This window comes from Mesorhizobium sp. WSM4989 (assembly GCF_029625795.1).
Lineage (GTDB): Bacteria > Pseudomonadota > Alphaproteobacteria > Rhizobiales > Rhizobiaceae > Mesorhizobium.
Genome location: NZ_JARTVN010000002.1, coordinates 991294 through 1008404, shown reverse-complemented (window position 1 = coordinate 1008404; position 17111 = coordinate 991294). Strand labels below are relative to the sequence as shown.

Here is a 17111-nt window from a genome sequence, read left to right as displayed (position 1 = left end):
CTGCCGGCACCCTCTTCCCGTGAAAGACGGGGAGAAGGGACAAGCTCCAGCGCTGACGCCCCCCTCTCCCCGTCTTTCACGGGAAGAGGGTCAGGGTGAGGGGCAGCACCATGCTCTCCAAAAGATTTTTGCGCCGCGCTGCCATAACGGCAGCTTCCTCCGCCGCCTGTCTCGCCTTTTCCGTCGCCGCTCTCTGGGAGCTCGACCGCGCCTTCCCGCCGCCGCTCCCGGCGGCGCTGACGGTCTCCACCGAAGTGCAGGACCGCGACGGCGAACTCTTGCGCGCCTTCGCTACGCCGGACGGCTACTGGCGGCTTGGGACCCGGCTCGACCAGGTCGACAAGCAGTTCGTCGACATGCTGGTCGCTTATGAAGACAAGCGCTTCTGGGACCACCGCGGCGTCGACATGCTGGCGCTTTGTCGCGCCGCCGGGCAGTTCGCCACCAGCGGCCACATCGTTTCCGGCGGCTCGACGCTCTCGATGCAGCTTGCCCGTCTGATCGAGCCGCGCGACAGCCGCAGCCTCGCCTCCAAGGCCAGGCAAATCCTGCGCGCCATCCAGATCGAGCGGCGTTTGTCCAAGCGCGAAATCCTCGAGCGCTACCTGACGCTGGCGCCCTATGGCGGCAACCTGGAAGGTGTGCGCGCCGCCTCGCTCGCCTATTTCGGCAAGGAGCCGAAGCGGCTGACCGTATCGGAAGCAGCACTTTTGGTCGCGCTGCCGCAGTTGCCGGAAAAGCGCCGGCCAGACCGCAATCTCGACATCGCGCATGCGGCGCGCGACCGCGTGCTCACCCGCATGGTCTCGGCCGGTCTGCTCAACGAACGAGAGGCAGCGCGCGCCGCGCTCGACGACGTCTCCGGCCTGCGCCGCAAGCTGCCGGCATTGGCCGCGCATGCGTCCTACGCCATGCTGCCCAAGGCTCAACCCGGCAAGCCGCTGCAACTCACCATCCGCCGCAGTGTTCAGCAAGGGCTGGAACAGGTGGCGAAAGAGGCCGCCAGGAAGCTCGGCCCAAAGCTTTCCGTCGCCATGGTGATGGCCGATGCCCGCACCGGCGACATTCTTGGCGAAGTCGGTTCAGCCGATTTCTTCGACGCCAGCCGATCCGGCTGGATCGACATGACCAAAGTAGTGCGCTCGCCCGGCTCGACGCTGAAGCCGTTCATCTATGGGCTTGCCTTCGAGCAAGGCCTGGTGGCGCAGGAGACGATCATCGAGGACAGCCCCGCCGACTTTGGCGGCTACCGGCCGAAGAATTTCGACATGGGCTACCAAGGCGACGTCAGCATCAGGCAGGCGCTGCAGCTGTCGCTCAACGTGCCGGCGATCCGGGTGCTGGACGCAGTTGGTCCCGCGCGGCTCACGGCGCGCTTCCGCCAGGCCGGCGTCAACCTGGTCCTGCCGCTCAACGAGGCGCCCGGGCTGGCGATCGGCCTCGGCGGCGCCGGCGTGACTTTGCGCGACCTGGTGCAGCTGTATACCGGCCTCGCCAATGGCGGCAAGATGCACACGCTGCATGACGGCACCGAGCCGGCCAATGCCGGGCGCGTCACCGCCACCATCCTCGACGACCAGGCCGCCTGGCAGATCGACGACATCCTGTCCGGCGTGAAGCCGCCCGAAGGTGCGGCCCAGCGCGGCATCGCCTACAAGACCGGCACATCTTACGGCTATCGCGATGCCTGGTCGGTTGGCTTCGACGGCCGCTATGTGCTTGGCGTCTGGGTCGGCCGTGCCGACGCCGGCCCGGTACCTGGCCTCTCCGGCTATGTTTCGGCCGCGCCCATTCTGTTCGAAGGCTTTGTCCGCTCGGGTTTGGCCAGCGTGCCGCTGCCCGGCCGGCCGCCGGGTCTTTTCAATCCCAAACGCGAAGAATTGCCGGTGACGCTCGCCCGCTTCGGCGCCGGCTCCGACGGGCTGGTGCAGGCAACGCCGACTGAACCGGCGCCCACCATCGTCTTCCCGCCGGACGGGGCTCGCGTCGACCTCGGCACCAATTCGGCGGACGCTTCGCCGCTTGTGCTGAAGCTGCAGGGCGGCCGCGCGCCCTTCCGCTGGCTTGCCAACGGCAAGCCGCTCGCCGGCATCGACCGCCGCCGCATCGCGACCTGGCAGCCCGACGGCACCGGCTATTCGACGCTCACCGTTATCGACGCCGCCGGCCGCGCGGCCAGCGTGAAGGTTTTCGTTGAATAGAAGCGGGCAAGCGATTCGGCGCGTTGCGCCTTTCAAGGATCGAAAGGCACTTCTCTCGAGGCTTATTGCGAAGCACACCCGTCCTTCAGCGGGAGCAGCTATAATCCTCCCGGCACTGGCTCTCCTGGCTGCCTTCTCCGCCCACGCCGCCCCCCTGCCCGCCGGATTCGTCCGGCTCGCCGATGTCGATCCGACCATTCGCCAGGACATCCGCTATGCCGGGCTGGGAAACTTCCTGCAGCGCGAGGTCGACGGCTACGAAGCGCCGGTCTGCATCCTGACCGCGCCGGCGGCGAAGGCGCTGTCCGGCGTCCAGAAAGCAATGACGGCCGAGGGCCTCACGCTGATCGTCTTCGACTGTTACCGCCCGGCACGCGCCGTCGCCGACATGGTCAGATGGACAAGGCAAGGCGGCCCGCCCGATCCGCAATGGTATCCGAAGGTCGAGCGCGGCGACCTCATCGCCGAGGGCTATGTCGGCGAACTGTCCAGCCACTCGCGGGGCTCGACCGTTGACCTCGCCGTCGCTGAGCTTGACAAGACAAGCCCGGCTCATTCCGCTTGCGGCGCGACTGACGCCCGCACGCTCGACTTCGGCACCGGATTCGACTGTTTCGATTCGGCGAGCGAGACGGCCCACCGCACGATGCTGCTTTCGGCCATGCGCGCCGCCGGCTTCCGCAACTATGCGCGGGAATGGTGGCATTTCACCCTCGCCGACGAGCCGTTCCCAAAGCAGCGCTTCGATTTTCCGGTGACCGCCGACTAGGGCACAGGACTTGCCCGGATCGCGGCCGGTTCTAATTAGGCCCGCTGACGAGGAACCACGCTGCTGGCAAGTGAGGAAGATATTTCCTCGACTGGCCGCCCCTCGGCGAAAAATTGCTGCAAGGAGATGAAAAAGGCAACATTGAGTGCATCTAATTTCTATAAATTCGCTAGAGTTCGGGCCGTTCAACGGAGGCGGAAATGACCAACCCTCATTTCGGGAAACTGCTCGGCGCGCTGGTCGCCACATCTGTCCAGTTCGGCTCGCTCGGTTTCGCATTTGCCGATACGACCATTCTGAATGTGTCCTACGACCCGACACGTGAGCTCTACAAAGCCTATGACGAGGCCTTCACCGCGCACTGGAAGGCGGAGACCGGAGAAACCGTTACCATCCAACAGTCGCATGGCGGATCCGGCGCCCAAGCGCGAGCCGTCATCGACGGTCTCGACGCCGATGTCGTGACGCTGGCGCTCGAGGGCGACATCAACGCCATTGCCGCGAAGACGAAAAAGATCAATCCGGACTGGCGCACGAAGTTCGAGAACAACTCGGCTCCCTACACCTCGACCATCATCTTCCTGGTGCGCAAGGGCAATCCCAAGGGCATCCATGACTGGAGCGATCTGGTGAAGGACGGCGTCCAGGTAATCACGCCGAACCCCAAGACCTCGGGCGGCGCGCGCTGGAACTACCTCGCCGCCTGGGCTTATGCCAATGCCAATGACGGCAATGACGAAGCCAAGACCAAGGAGTTCGTCGGCAAGCTCTATGCGAATGTCCCCGTCCTCGATACCGGTGCCCGCGGCTCGACGGTGACCTTTGCGCAGAAGGGGCTGGGCGACGTGCTGATCGCCTGGGAGAACGAAGCCTATCTCGCGCTCGATGAATTCGGCGCCGACAATTTCGACATCGTCTACCCGCCGACCTCGATCCTGGCCGAGCCGCCGGTCGCCGTCGTCGACGGCAATGTCGACGCCAAGGGCACCCGCAAGGTCGCCGAGGCTTATCTGAGCTGGCTCTATTCGAAGGAAGCCCAGACCATCATCGCCAAGAACCACTATCGTCCGGCCAAGCCCGACCTGGTGCCTGCCGAGGATCTCGCCAAGCTACCGGCAATCAAGCTCGTCACCATCGACGATCCGCAATTCGGCGGTTGGAAGAAGGCGCAGCCTTATCATTTCGGCGACGGTGGTATATTCGACCAGATTTACAAGCCCGCCCAATGAAGCATGGCGGCCATAGGCCGGATGAAACCTGATTGGGTCTATTGTACGAGTGCCCCAGCCGAGGCGAAGGGCACTCTGGTCTGAGTAAGAAGGGACGATCCAGAACAGCATGAACACAGCACCCGCCAAGGCGGGGTGGCGGTTCAGACAGCCGAGTGTCATTCCGGGCTTCGGATTGACGCTCGGCTTCTCGCTTGCCTACCTCACGCTCATCATCCTCATTCCGCTTTCGGGGCTGGTCTGGCGTTCGGCCGCGCTCGGCTGGACCGACTTCTGGGCGATCGCCGTCGACCGGCGCACTCTCAATGCGCTGAAGATCAGCTTCGGCACCGCCTTCCTGGCCGCCGCGGTCAACGTCGTCTTCGGCACCATCGTCGCCTGGGTGCTGGTCCGCTACCGCTTCCCCGGCCGACGCATCGCCGATGCGATGGTCGACCTGCCCTTCGCCTTGCCCACCGCAGTCGCCGGTATCGCGCTCACCACACTCTATGCGCCGAATGGCTGGATCGGCCAGCTTCTAATGCCGCTCGGCATAGAGGTCGCCTACACCCCGCTCGGCATCGTCATCGCCTTGGTGTTCATCGGCCTACCCTTCGTGGTGCGCACCGTCCAGCCAATCATGGAGGAGCTCGACAGGGAGGTCGAGGAAGCCGCCGCCACGCTTGGCGCCAACCGCTTCCAGACCATCACTCGTGTGCTCTTCCCGGGACTGGCGCCGGCCATCGTCACCGGCTTCTCGCTCGCCTTCGCGCGCGGTGTCGGCGAATACGGCTCGGTCATCTTCATCGCCGGCAACCTGCCCTTCAAGTCGGAGATCGCGCCGCTCCTCATCGTCATCCGGCTCGAGGAATACAATTACGAGGCGGCGACCGCGATCGCCGCGATCATGCTGGCGCTGTCCTTCGTGATGCTTTTGGTCGTCAACCTCGTCCAGACATGGAGCCGCAAGCGCTATGGCTGATCCCGAGATCAAATCCTACGAACCGCATCACGAAAGCCAGTCGGCCGCGGTGACCGAAAGCAGGCCGGTGCGCTGGGTGGCGATGGGAATAGCCTTCACCTTCCTCGCCGTCTTCCTGCTTCTGCCGCTGATCGTTGTCTTCCACGAGGCGCTTAGCAAAGGCATCGGCGCCTACACGGAGGCGCTTGCCAGCCCCGACACGCGCTCGGCGATCCGCCTGACGCTGCTGGTGGCGGCGATCTCGGTGCCGCTCAACCTCATTTTCGGCATCTCGGCTGCCTGGGCGATCGCCAAGTTCGAGTTCAAGGGCAAGGCCTTTCTGACCACCCTCATCGACCTGCCGTTCTCGGTGTCGCCCGTCATTTCCGGCCTGGTTTATGTGCTCCTCTTCGGGGCGCAAGGCCTGCTCGGCGCGTGGCTGAAGGCGCATGGCATCGTCATCCTGTTCGCCGTGCCGGGCATTGTGCTCGCAACCATCTTCGTCACTTTCCCCTTTGTCGCCCGCGAGCTGATCCCGCTGATGCAGGAACAGGGCAATGGCGACGAGGAGGCGGCCCTGTCACTCGGCGCCAATGGCTGGCAGGCCTTCTGGTATGTGACGCTGCCCAACGTCAAATGGGGCCTGCTCTACGGCGTGCTACTCTGCAACGCGCGCGCCATGGGCGAGTTCGGCGCCGTGTCGGTGGTCTCAGGTCACATTCGCGGCCTCACCAACACCATGCCGCTGCATGTGGAAATTCTCTACAATGAGTATAACGCCGTCGGGGCCTTCGCGGTCGCCTCGCTGCTTGCCGGCCTGGCTTTGGTGACGCTGGTCTTGAAAACACTTCTGGAGATGCGCTACGGCGCCGAGATTGCCGCGACACGCGGACATTAGATGCATGCCGCCCGAAACCGCGTAGCATGCATCAACTGATTGAGGGATCTGTATGGAAGTTCGCGTTGTCAACGTGCGCAAGGAGTTCGAGCGGTTTCCGGCGCTCCACGACGTTTCGCTCGACATCAGGTCGGGCGAGCTTATCGCGCTGCTCGGGCCATCCGGTTCCGGCAAGACGACGCTGCTCCGCCTGATCGCCGGCCTGGAGCGGCCCACCAAGGGCGCCATCTTCTTCGGCGAAGAGGATGCTTCGCAGAAGTCGATCCAGGAGCGCAATGTCGGCTTCGTGTTCCAGCATTACGCTCTGTTCCGACACATGACGGTTGCCGACAATATCGGCTTCGGCCTCAAGGTCCGGCACGGCGCCGCGCGTCCCTCGGCGCAGGAGATCCGCCGCCGCGCTTCGGAACTCCTCGACCTCGTCCAGCTGTCGGGGCTGGAAAAGCGCTATCCGGCGCAGCTTTCCGGCGGCCAGCGCCAGCGCGTCGCGCTCGCCCGCGCCATGGCCATCGAGCCCAAGGTGCTTTTGCTCGACGAGCCATTCGGCGCCCTTGACGCGCAGGTGCGCCGCGAGTTGCGCCGCTGGCTGCGCGAAATCCACGACGCCACCGGCCACACCACGGTCTTCGTTACCCACGACCAGGAGGAGGCGCTCGAACTCGCCGACCGCGTTGTCGTCATGAGCCAAGGTCGCATCGAGCAGGTCGGCTCGGCCGACGAGATCTACGACACGCCGAACTCGCCTTTCGTCTACAGCTTCATCGGCGAATCGAGCTCGCTGCCGGTCAAGGTTGACAATGGCGAGATCTGGCTGGCCGACCGGCCGGTCGGTCTGCAGGCGCCGCATGCGCAGTCGGGAGAGGCCCTGCTCTACTTTCGTCCGCACGATGTCGAGCTGCTCGACGGCTGCAGCGGCTGCATTGCCGGGACGGTCGCCGCCAGCCGCCGCGTCGCCGGCACAAGGCGGGTCGAGCTCGAGATCGGCGGCGAGCGTCAGCGCGTCGAGATCGAGCTGCCGGTCGACCATCCGGCGGCACAGAAGAGCCGGGTGGCTTTCAGGCCGAGGCGCTGGAAGCTTTTCCCGGCCTCCTGACCTATTTGCCGCCTGCCACGTCCAGGCGCCCCGTAGAGGAGCCGCGATGAATCAGGTTGGAAGAAAATCCTACCAAGCGGCTGTTCGGGCGGGAGATTTTCCCGCTGCTCGTGCGTCCCCCGGACCGCGTGCCTCGCGCAGCCAGGCTTTCCTTTTTATGGTCACACCATAGTTCTGATTGTCTGGAGGAGGACCGTTTTCATGAAGCGCTTATTGCTGGGTATTGCCACGCTTGCCGGCTTCGTCGTCCTCGCGTCCTCCCAAGCCTGGTCGGCCGACAAGCTGCTCAATGCCTCCTACGACGTCGGCCGCGAATTGTTTGCCGACATCAACAAGGCTTTCATCGCTGAGCATCCCGGCGTGACCGTCGATCAGTCCCACGCCGGAACCTCGGCGCAGGCTCGTGCCATCGCGGAAGGTTTGGCAGCCGACGTCGTCACCTTCAACCAGGTCACCGACGTCGATTTCCTGGTCAAGAGGGGTCTGATCTCCGCGGACTGGCAGAAGGATTTCCCAGACAACGCATCGCCTTTCTATTCGCTGCCGTCCTTCCTTGTTCGTGCCGGCAATCCCAAGCACATCAAGGACTGGAACGATCTGGTGCGTGACGACGTGCAGGTGATCTTCCCCAACCCGAAGACATCAGGCAATGCCCGCTATACCTATCTCGCTGCCACCGCTTACGCGAAGGAAGCCTTCAAGGGCGACGACGCCAAGGTGAAGGAGTTCATCGCCAAGCTGTTTGCCAACGTGCCGATCTTCGACACCGGCGGCCGCGCCGCCACCACCACCTTCGTGCAGCGCGAGATCGGCGACGTGCTGATCACCTTCGAATCCGAAACGCGCGGCATCCGCAGGGAATATGGCGACGACAAGTTCGAGCAGGTCACGCCTTCAGTCAGCCTGCTGGCCGAATTCCCGGTGGCGATCGTCGATAAGATCGCTGACGAGCACGGTAGCCGCGATCTCGCCAAGACCTATCTCGAATCCCTCTATTCGCCCGAGGGCCAGGACATTGCCGCCCGCAACGGCCTGCGGGCCCGCGACGCAGCAGTGGCCGCCAAATACAAAGCCGAGTTTCCCGACGTGCGCCTGTTGACGGTAGACGAGGTCTTCGGCGGCTGGGACAGGGTGCAGAAAGAGCATTTCGCGGCAGGCGGCTTGCTCGATCAGGCCTATGGCAGCCGGTAGCGCTTACAATCAAAAGGAGTGAAAAGCCGTCATCGCCGTCGGCATCGCCGGCTTTTTCAATCTGGAGCCGGCATCACTTTGCCGGCGAAATCGACGCGGCCAATGTGAAAAACATTACGAAGAATCAACGCGTTTGTGCCTAACCTGTGTCGATGAATTGTTGTGCCAAGCCGCGTAGCGCGGCCAAACTGTCATGATTTGCACACAAACAACCGCCAGATGCAGGCGCTTGGGGTTTGATAAACTGAATCGGGCATGCTGACCAAAAAAGGCAAATATGGCCTCAAGGCCCTCGTGCATCTTTCCGGCCTGCCGGCTGGCCAGCTTGCATTCGTCAACGACATAGCGGTCGCAAACAACATCCCGAAGAAGTTCCTGGACGCCATTCTGGGCGAATTGCGCAATGCCGGCTTCGTCCAGAGCCGCAAGGGCAAGGAAGGCGGCTATCGCCTCGCCAGGCCCGCTTCCGAGATCAAGATCGGCCATGTCGTGCGCGTGCTCGACGGGCCGCTGGCGCCGATCCCTTGCGCCAGCCGCACGCAATATCAGCGCTGCGAGGACTGCGACGAGGCGACGTGCCAGGTCCGCCACATGATGCTGGAAGTGCGCCAGGCGATCGCCGAGGTGCTCGACAACCGCAGCCTCGCCGCCATGCGCGACGCCGACAACGACGATTTCCCGGTCGAACTCACGTCGCAGATCTGACCGCTCAGCCGCGCCGTCTCGCCGTTGGTTGTCTGTCCGCGACAGACGCTGTAAATCGGCTGACGGATGGATCAAGGTTTGGGGGTATCTAACGCATGAGGCTGCCTCGGCTTGGCAAGTCCCGCAGGGCCAACCGGCAACCGTCATCCGCCAGCATCTATCATACCGAGATCATCGCCGACGTTGCAGTGCCGGAGCGCGGCGAGACCGTCCGCTTCTTCAGCCGCAAGCTCCTCCGCCCCGGCAAGTTGCGCAGCGTCTCCAACAAGGATCTGCGCGAAAGCCTGCTATCCATGTTCTATCTCGGGGTGGCGGCGGTGCTGCCGGTGGCCTGGTGGGCGCCGATCTGCGATTGGGTTTCGACGCTTCGACGCAAGCGTCATTTTCGCAAGGATTTCGCGCGGTATGACGTGGCGATCAAAGCGGTGCTTGGCGATGATGCCGACACGCGAAGCCTTTTTAGGGGACATCTCGCCGCCGCGCATCGCCGCCGTCTGATGCTTGCCGCTCATCTGGCGCCTGGCAGGCGCTGGTCGCCGGCGATCCGGCTGGAAGGCATCGACGGCTTGCGCGAGGCCTTGCAGCGCGGCCGCGGCGCCATCGTCTGGTGCGATCAGTTCGTCGCCCAGACCATCATGGGCAAGCGCGCCCTCTTCGAAGCCGGCATCGAAGCGCACCAGGTGAGCGTCAACTTCCACGGCTTTTCGGAAAGCAAATTCGGCCTGCATGTGATCAACAAGCCGCTGGTCGAGGTCGAAAACCGGTTTCTGAAGAGCCGCATCGTCTTTGAGCGCGCCGAAGCCTACCAGGTTACGGCGCGCATCCAGAAGACGCTGAAGGAGAACGGAGTCGTGCTGATGACCAACACCATCCACGCGGGATCTACCTTCACCGAGAGCGCCATGGGCGAGCGTGGCTGGACCCACCTCGCCTCGGCGCCGGCGAATTTTGCGGCGCGCGCCGGCGCTGCGCTGTTTGGCATGTCGACCCTGGAGACAGTGCCCTTTCGCGAATACCGGGCGATCGTCAGTCCCGAACTGAAGCCCAACGCTGTCCAGCCTGCATCCCGGCCGGCAAAGGACGTGGCGGCAAAGAACCTCGTTCTGCAAGCGGCCTATATCCTGCTCAAGCGCGACCGACTGCTGGAAGCGGTCAAACTGCATCCCGAGCAGATGATGGCCTGGTCCAGCGCCAACCGGCTCACCGGACAGCAGGATCAAGCCGCGATCGGCGCCGACGCCGCATAATGCATTTCCCCCAGACGCGCAGCGGTTTTGGGTCAACGACATGCATCAGAACGAAGACTGAAAAGTGCGTCGCCTGAACCTGGTCAGCTCAAGGGGCTTGAGCTCAGTGCTTGCTTAAGGATGGCCGCGACGCTCCGCGCGCCATCCGCCGTCACCGCCGGTTCGTCCGGCTCCGGTTCTTCCAGGGTCGCGAACTGGCTGTCGACCAGACTCGCCGGCATGAAATGGCCTTTGCGCCCCGACACCCGTCGCCGGGCAGTCTCGCGATCGATCTTCAGATAGAGGAAGACGATGCCCGGGCAAAAGCTGAGCAGCCGGTTCCGGTAGCTGCGCTTCAGCGCCGAACAGGCCGCCACCGGCTTGTGTCCCTCGCCGACCGAGGCTGCGATGCGCTCGCCGATGGCATCGAGCCAACCCTCGCGCAACGCATCCGTCAGCGGCTCGCCGCGCGCCATGCGCGCCACGTTTTTCGGCGGATGCAACCGGTCGCCCTCGATGAAGACCGCGCCCAGCGCCTCGGCCAGCGCTTCGCCCATCACCGTCTTGCCGCAGCCGGCGACCCCCATCACGACTATGGCCGGCGCTGACCGGATGTCGTTCAATGGAAACCTCCGACGGCTGTGACCTTACGATCCTTCATCCACAGTCAGCGGCTTGCCGGCGCACGGCCATAGAGCAAAAGCATGGCCACGATCACGACGCCGTAAATGATCTGCCGCCCCGCCTCCGGCATCTGCATGACCGACAGGATCGATTGCAGCAGCGTGATCAGGATCACGCCGGCGACGGTGCCAAGATATGAGCCGCGGCCGCCGAGGATCGAAGTGCCGCCCAGCACCACGGCGGCGATCGACGGCAACAGATAGGCGTCGCCCATCGACTGCGCCGCCTTCGATGCGTAGCCCGCGAGCAGGACGCCCCCGAAGGCCGAGAGCCCGCCGGAGACGGCAAAGGCAATCAGCACCACGCGGCGCGTGTCGATTCCGGAAAGATAGGCGGCGCGCTCACGGTTACCGATGCCGTAAACGACGCGGCCGAAGGAGGTGCGGGTCAGCACGAAAACCATTGCCGCCCCTATCAGCGCCCAGATGATCACCGCGTTCGGCACCCCCGGAATGGTGAAGCCGGTCGCAAGGTAGCGCATCGCCGCTGTCGCCGAATCCTGCGGCGAGAACCCGCCCGTATAGACCACCATCAGCCCTTGCGCGACGGCGTTGGTGGCTAGAGTGATGATCATCGAGGGAATGCGCAAATAAGCCACGCCGACGCCGTTGACGATGCCGATCGCGACCCCGCACAGGACGCCGAACGGGATGGCGAGCGCGACGCCGACCGGACCGTAGGCTGCAGCGGCACAGGCCATCATCGCGCCGGTCGCCACCGACCACGGCACGGAAAGGTCGATCTGGCCGAGCAGGATTACCAGCATCATGCCGGTGGCGATCACGCCGAGGAATGACGCGACCTTCAGCTGCTGCAGGAGATATTCCGGCGAGAGAAAACTGCGCGAATAGAGGCTACCTAGCAGAAGCAGGATAACGATGCAGGCAAAGGCGGTCGCCACCGCCGGATCGGCGCGGCGGATGAATTTCGGCATGCGGCTGGCGATGCCGCCAAGCGTCGTTTCGCTCACAGGAACCACTCCAGCCGGTTGCGCACCCGAAACAGCGCGAAGGCGCCGAGGCTGACCGCGATCAACAGGATGATGCCCTGGAACAGCGGCTGCCAGAGCGGGTCGAAATCGAAGACGAACAGCAGGTCGCCGATGGTGCGGAAGGCGAGCGCTCCGAAGATCGCGCCAATAGCGCTGCCTTTGCCCCCGAACAGCGAGACGCCGCCGAGCACAACTGCCGCGATCGAGAACAACGTGTAGGCATTGCCGCTCGCATAGGCAGCCTCGCCCGTATAGGTAAAGAAGGTGAGGAACAGGCCGCCAATCGCGGCAAGCAGCCCGGCCAGCGTATAGGCAAGGAACTTGCCCCTGCGGATCGGCACACCCGACATATAGGCTGCCGTTTCGGACGAGCCCGCAGCGTAAGCGGCGCGGCCGAGCTCGGAGCGGCGGAACGGCACCCACACGACAAGCACGACGACGAACAGCGCCATCAGGCTTGCCGGCACGACGCCGAAGAAGCGCCCTGTCAGGAAATCGGCGACGTCCTCGTTGACCGATCCGCCGGGAACCGGTCGCAAAAGCAGCGCGAGACCGAAATAGACGGCGCCCGTGGCTATCGTAGCGACGATCGGCTGCAGGCGCCCGTAGATCACGATGGCGCCGTTGATTGCCCCGCAGACGAGCCCGGTGCCAAGCACAGCCACCAATCCGAACGCCGTCTCGAGACCCGTGCCGATGACGAGCCAGGAAGCCATGCAATTGGTCAGCGTGAAGATCATGCCGACCGAGAGATCGATGCCGGCGGTGATCACAACCAGCGTTTGCGCCATCGCCACGAAGGCAAGCAGAACGCCCTTGTTCGCCGCCGTCTGCACGACATTGGCCGTGAAGCCGGCTGGATGATTGCCGCTGTAGATCGCGAACATGACGATGAAGATGGCGAACGCCAGCAGCGTTCCGCGCTGTTCGGCCAGCCAATAGCGCCAATCCTTCACGCGCCCTCTCCTTGTTCTGCCCGCCCGCTGCCGCCGTGGATATTCAGCGCGCTGGCGATCAGCGCGTGCTCGGTGATATCGGCGCCAACCAGCTCGCGCTTGATGGCGCCGTCATAAAGCACGAGCACGCGGTCGCAGCAGCCGATCAGCTCGTCATAGTCGGTCGAATAAAACAATATCGCGGCGCCGGCGTCGGCGAGCTTACGCATCAGCTGATAGAGCTCCTGCTTGGTGCCGACATCGATGCCGCGCGTCGGATCGTTGAGCAGAATGATGCGCGGCTGCCGCATCAGCCATTTGGCGATCACCACCTTCTGCTGGTTGCCGCCGGACAGCGCCCCGACAGGGATATCGAGCCCCGCCGTCTTGATGGCCAGTAATTCAACCATGTCATCGATCAGCCGCTGCTCGGCGGCACGGTCGATGACGCTGGCCTTGGACAGCCTGTCTAGTGCTGCGAAGGAAAGGTTCTCGCGCACCGTCATGGGCAGCATCAGCCCTTCCGTCTTGCGGTCTTCCGGGATCAGCGCCATGCCGATACGGTCATCGCTGGCGGCTGCCGGGCTGGCAATCGAAACCTTCTTGCCGTCGACCAGGATCTGCCCGGAAAGACCTCGCAGAACGCCGAAGAACGCCAGCAGCAGCTCACGCTGACCCTGCCCGTCGAGCCCGCCCAATCCTACGACCTCGCCGGCCGCAACCGAGAGCGAGATATTGTCCAGCCTATCGCTCCAGGACAGGTTGCGCGCCTCCAGCACAGGAGCCGCAACCGTCTGGGGCCTGGTCGGCTTCGGCGGAAAGATGTGGCTGTATTCTCGGCCGATCATCAGCTCGACGACTTCGTTGTCGCTCTTCGATCCAGCCCGATAGCTGGCAACATTGCGGCCGTTGCGAAACACCGTGCACTGGTCGGCAAGCTCGGAGATCTCGTTCATTCGGTGGGAGATATAGAGCAGCGCCAGCCCTTCCTGGCGCAACCGCTTCAGCACCTCGAAGACCTTCGCGACATCGGCGGCGGTCAGCGCCGACGTCGCTTCGTCGAGGATCAGGATGCGCGGCTTCCTGGCCAACGCCTTGGCGATCTCGACCATCTGTCGTCGCGAGAGCGGCAGGTCCTTGATCAGCGCCAGGGGGTGAATATCGGCGGCACCCGCGCGGGCAAGCGCCTGTTCCGCGAGGCGCCGTTGCGCCTTGCGGTCGATCATGCCGAAGCGTTTCGGCGGATCGGATATGACGATGTTGTCGGCGACGCTCAGCTCCGGAATGAGCGACAGCTCCTGAAAGATGCAGACGATGCCGGCCTGGTTTGCCGCGGCGGGCGAAGCAAATGTCACCTCGCGGCCGTCCAGGGTCATGGTACCTTCATCCGGCGCAACGACACCGGCCATGACCTTGATCAAAGTCGATTTGCCGGCGCCGTTCTCACCGAGAATGGCGTGGATACTGCCGGCCGTGACGGTGAGATCGGCCTTTTCCAGGGCGCGCACGCCGCCATAGCGCTTGGATATGCCTTCCATGCGGAAGAGCGGAGCCGCGCCGTTCATCAGCCCTCCCCAGGCCAGTTCGTGATTGGCATCAAGCGGCCGGCGTCGCGGCTTCCGCGACGCCGGTCCGTCAGACTATTTGTTTTCCTTGGTCTGGCCCATGATTTCCTGCGCGGTGAAATTGATGCCGCAGGTCGGGAAGGAATTGCCGACGAAGAAATTGTCGGACTGATCGGGGAAGTAGTCCTGCCCTGCCTTGAAGTTCGGATCCTCGACGATGGCCAAAGGCAGCTTGACCGACTGCGGCACGACATTGCCTTCGAGCGCGGCAATCGCCGTCTTGATGGCAACGGCAACCTGCGCCGGGCCGGTACCGGCCGACGAACATTTCAGCCCGTCCGCCGCATGCGCCGCGCAGAATTTGCGGAAGCCGTTTTCCGTCTCGCCGCCGAACGGCACGAACGGATGCTTGGCGTCGATCATAGCCTGCACGATGCCGGTATCGCCGCCTTGCCCTGTGATGCCGTCGAACGGTCCGCTGGTGGCGATCGCGTCGGCCGTGGCTTTCTGCGCCACGCCGTCGTCCCACTTGCCGACGACCTCGGTGACGTCCCATTTCTTGCCCGACGCGTTGAGAACCTCGTGAATGCCATTGTGCCGGTCGGTATCGACGGAGGTACCCGCGACGCCGCGCACCTCAAGCACTTTGCCGCCGTTCGGAACGTGCGAGACCAGCCATTTGCCCCACAATTCGCCGAGCCCCTTCTGGTCGACATTGACGTTGATGGCGTCCTTGGTGTCGAGGATGTTGTCGAAGGCAACCAGGATGACACCGGCTTCCTTGGCGCGCTTGATCACAGGCCCGAACGCGGTCGGGTTCTGGGCGTTGACGACGATCGCGTCGAAGCCGGAATCGATGAAGTTATTGATCGCCGAGATCTGCGCCGGCACATCCTCGCCGGTCGATACCACCTTGAATTCCTTCAGCTTCTTGGCGACGTCCGGCTGCGCGGCATAGGCTTTGGCCGTCTGGATCATCTGGATGCGCCAGGTATTGGCGATGTAGCCGTTCGCGAGCGCGATACGATAGGGCCCTTCCTTCTTCGGATATTTGAAGAATTGTGTGTCGGCCGCCCAGGGCGCGAAGCAGTCGGGCTCGGCCGAGGGCCCTTTGACGATTTCCGGATCGGCGATCGCCGACGAGCTCAGCATGACAAATGCAGTGGCGGCAACCACACCGCCAACAAGTGACTTGATCATCAGTATTCCTCCCAGTTGCAGTTCTGCTTGTTGATTAAGTCCTGGCGTTTTGGCCGGCACCTCCTGCCGCATCCAATCGCCTGCCGGCCGACCTTTGCCGCCCGCTGCCTCCTCTTGCCTCGCCTGAGGGCAATTCAGCAAACTATCATATTATACATAATAAACAAGTACGGACTGTTTGCTTATGTATAATAAACAGCGCCTCGCGTCTGCCATCTTATTGCTCGACGCAGAAGATGGTAGCGCTACCATGCAAGGTAGTAAACCGGCATTTGCACAGTCGTCTTTGCGTGTTTCAACGTGCGGTGCTCTCGCGGCGAATGAGCTCGAAACCGAGATCGACAACCCTCTGCTGGGGCCTCCGGCCCGCAATCGCCGCCAGCGCCATCGCCACTGCCTGCCGTCCGATTTCATAACGATGCGTGCGAACGCTGGTGACCGACGGGAACGCCGCCTGCATCATGTCGAGGTCGTTGAAGCCGACGATGCCGATGGCCTTCGGTACCGCGATGGCGGCGCGGCGACATTCGAACAAGACCCCCAGCGCGATATCGTCATTGTTGCAGAAGACGCCGTCGAGCGACGGCATCTTGGCCAGAGCATCGCGCAAAAGCTCGCGCCCGAGCGTCACGCTGGACAGTAGCGGCGTGGTGGTGACCAGGCGGGGATCGAACAGGCCGGCCGACTCCATGGCCGCGCGATAGCCGGCAAGGCGCCGCTGCGAGCGCGGGTCCATGCGCGCGCCGATGAAACCGATGCGCCGATAACCTGCCTCGATCAGGTGCTCGGTGGCAGCGCGGCCACCGTCGAAATGCGAGAAGCCGACCAGCATATCGACCGGATCGTGTCCGGTTTCCATCACTTGCACCACCGGGCAGCCGGCCGTCTCCAGCAGCTTTCGCGACTGCGGCGTCTGGTCGATGCCGGCGACGATAAGCGCCGCCGGGCGCTGCGAGGCGAACAGCTGCAGCAGCCGCTCCTCTTCCAGGCCCGAATAGTGGGTATTGCCCATCTGGATGCGGAAAGGGCTGTCCGAAAGACTGTCATAGATGCCGCGCACCACTTCGGCAAAGACATTGTTGGTGAGCGACGGCACCAGCACGCCGAAGACCTCCGCGCGCGCCGAAGCCAATGCGCGCGCATTGGGGTCCGGGATGTAACCGAGCTCGTCGACGGCGACCTGTATCTGCCGGCGCAGATCTTCCGAGACCCGCCCAGGCTCGCGCAGCGCACGCGACACGGTGATCGCGCCGACGCCCGCCTTGCGCGCCACGTCGGCGATGGTCGGGCGGCCGCCGCCGCGCCGCGAGCGCGGCCTTGTCACCGCCTTGTCCTTTTTGCACGAAAGGAGCGCAGCGGCGAGTTGACGATCAACAGTTTAGCCACAGCAACCATGTTTCGCAGCCCGTCCCATTCCGGTTGGGTCGCGCAGGCCATGGCCGTTGTCAAGCCGACGAATTTTGGTTCAGCCGACCCCCGGCAGA

15 protein-coding genes are annotated in these 17111 nt (G+C 63.8%); 9 read left to right on the top strand and 6 right to left on the bottom strand.

Going from position 1 to position 17111, the window contains the following annotated elements; translation table 11 throughout:
- Positions 1-110 precede the first annotated feature (110 nt).
- The 9 genes from pbpC (at position 111) to P9217_RS17575 (ending at position 10273) form a co-directional block, all read left to right on the top strand.
- A complete protein-coding gene (pbpC, locus tag P9217_RS17615; protein WP_095824961.1) occupies positions 111-2201 on the top strand; it encodes a penicillin-binding protein 1C in 2091 nt (696 codons plus the stop codon).
- Complete coding sequence (locus tag P9217_RS17610) at positions 2194-2970, top strand: M15 family metallopeptidase (protein WP_336618902.1); 777 nt, start codon at positions 2194-2196, stop codon at positions 2968-2970. Before pbpC ends, P9217_RS17610 begins: the two co-directional genes overlap by 8 nt.
- 200 nt (positions 2971-3170) lie before the next feature.
- The gene (locus tag P9217_RS17605; protein ID WP_127214004.1) at positions 3171-4199 is read left to right on the top strand and encodes a sulfate ABC transporter substrate-binding protein; all 1029 of its coding nucleotides are present in this window, start codon (positions 3171-3173) and stop codon (positions 4197-4199) included.
- A gap of 109 nt (positions 4200-4308) precedes the next feature.
- On the top strand, positions 4309-5160 hold the full coding sequence (cysT, locus tag P9217_RS17600) for a sulfate ABC transporter permease subunit CysT (protein WP_278088298.1): 852 nt from the start codon (positions 4309-4311) through the stop codon (positions 5158-5160).
- A complete protein-coding gene (gene cysW, locus P9217_RS17595; protein ID WP_278087368.1) occupies positions 5153-6037 on the top strand; it encodes a sulfate ABC transporter permease subunit CysW in 885 nt (294 codons plus the stop codon). Before cysT ends, cysW begins: the two co-directional genes overlap by 8 nt.
- 52 nt (positions 6038-6089) lie before the next feature.
- A complete protein-coding gene (locus P9217_RS17590; protein WP_095831663.1) occupies positions 6090-7130 on the top strand; it encodes a sulfate/molybdate ABC transporter ATP-binding protein in 1041 nt (346 codons plus the stop codon).
- Positions 7131-7331: 201 nt separating this feature from the next.
- Positions 7332-8321 carry a sulfate ABC transporter substrate-binding protein gene (locus P9217_RS17585; protein WP_278087367.1) on the top strand — a complete coding sequence of 330 codons (990 nt, stop codon included), beginning with the start codon at positions 7332-7334 and terminating at the stop codon, positions 8319-8321.
- 255 nt (positions 8322-8576) lie between these two features.
- Positions 8577-9026 carry an Rrf2 family transcriptional regulator gene (locus P9217_RS17580; RefSeq protein WP_013530871.1) on the top strand — a complete coding sequence of 150 codons (450 nt, stop codon included), beginning with the start codon at positions 8577-8579 and terminating at the stop codon, positions 9024-9026.
- Positions 9027-9121: 95 nt separating this feature from the next.
- A complete protein-coding gene (locus tag P9217_RS17575; RefSeq protein WP_067328911.1) occupies positions 9122-10273 on the top strand; it encodes a hypothetical protein in 1152 nt (383 codons plus the stop codon).
- Positions 10274-10356: 83 nt separating this feature from the next.
- On the opposite strand, the gene P9217_RS17570 is transcribed toward P9217_RS17575, so the two are convergent.
- The 6 genes from P9217_RS17570 to P9217_RS17545 all read right to left on the bottom strand — a co-directional run bounded on the left by P9217_RS17570 (position 10357) and on the right by P9217_RS17545 (position 16951).
- Entirely contained in the window at positions 10357-10839 is a 483-nt protein-coding gene (locus P9217_RS17570; protein ID WP_278087366.1) for a gluconokinase, read from the bottom strand.
- Between the two features lie 80 nt (positions 10840-10919).
- Positions 10920-11906, bottom strand: coding sequence for an ABC transporter permease (locus P9217_RS17565; RefSeq protein ID WP_095802329.1), 987 nt, complete (start codon positions 11904-11906; stop codon positions 10920-10922).
- Positions 11903-12883 carry an ABC transporter permease gene (locus P9217_RS17560; RefSeq protein ID WP_066990536.1) on the bottom strand — a complete coding sequence of 327 codons (981 nt, stop codon included), beginning with the start codon at positions 12881-12883 and terminating at the stop codon, positions 11903-11905. Before P9217_RS17560 ends, P9217_RS17565 begins: the two co-directional genes overlap by 4 nt.
- Entirely contained in the window at positions 12880-14427 is a 1548-nt protein-coding gene (locus P9217_RS17555) for a sugar ABC transporter ATP-binding protein (protein ID WP_095802328.1), read from the bottom strand. Before P9217_RS17555 ends, P9217_RS17560 begins: the two co-directional genes overlap by 4 nt.
- 75 nt (positions 14428-14502) lie before the next feature.
- Positions 14503-15627 carry a sugar ABC transporter substrate-binding protein gene (locus P9217_RS17550; RefSeq protein ID WP_066990529.1) on the bottom strand — a complete coding sequence of 375 codons (1125 nt, stop codon included), beginning with the start codon at positions 15625-15627 and terminating at the stop codon, positions 14503-14505.
- A gap of 295 nt (positions 15628-15922) precedes the next feature.
- Complete coding sequence (locus P9217_RS17545) at positions 15923-16951, bottom strand: LacI family DNA-binding transcriptional regulator (RefSeq protein WP_067328901.1); 1029 nt, start codon at positions 16949-16951, stop codon at positions 15923-15925.
- Positions 16952-17111 lie beyond the last annotated feature (160 nt).

Coding starts and splice junctions, on each gene's coding strand:
- pbpC (WP_095824961.1), top strand. CDS start 111: ATGCTCTCCAAAAGATTTTTGCGCCGCGCTGCCATAACGGCAGCTTCC.
- P9217_RS17605 (WP_127214004.1), top strand. CDS start 3,171: ATGACCAACCCTCATTTCGGGAAACTGCTCGGCGCGCTGGTCGCCACA.
- cysT (WP_278088298.1), top strand. CDS start 4,309: ATGAACACAGCACCCGCCAAGGCGGGGTGGCGGTTCAGACAGCCGAGT.
- cysW (WP_278087368.1), top strand. CDS start 5,153: ATGGCTGATCCCGAGATCAAATCCTACGAACCGCATCACGAAAGCCAG.
- P9217_RS17590 (WP_095831663.1), top strand. CDS start 6,090: ATGGAAGTTCGCGTTGTCAACGTGCGCAAGGAGTTCGAGCGGTTTCCG.
- P9217_RS17585 (WP_278087367.1), top strand. CDS start 7,332: ATGAAGCGCTTATTGCTGGGTATTGCCACGCTTGCCGGCTTCGTCGTC.
- P9217_RS17580 (WP_013530871.1), top strand. CDS start 8,577: ATGCTGACCAAAAAAGGCAAATATGGCCTCAAGGCCCTCGTGCATCTT.
- P9217_RS17575 (WP_067328911.1), top strand. CDS start 9,122: ATGAGGCTGCCTCGGCTTGGCAAGTCCCGCAGGGCCAACCGGCAACCG.
- P9217_RS17570 (WP_278087366.1), bottom strand. CDS start 10,839: ATGGGGGTCGCCGGCTGCGGCAAGACGGTGATGGGCGAAGCGCTGGCC.
- P9217_RS17555 (WP_095802328.1), bottom strand. CDS start 14,427: ATGAACGGCGCGGCTCCGCTCTTCCGCATGGAAGGCATATCCAAGCGC.
- P9217_RS17550 (WP_066990529.1), bottom strand. CDS start 15,627: ATGATCAAGTCACTTGTTGGCGGTGTGGTTGCCGCCACTGCATTTGTC.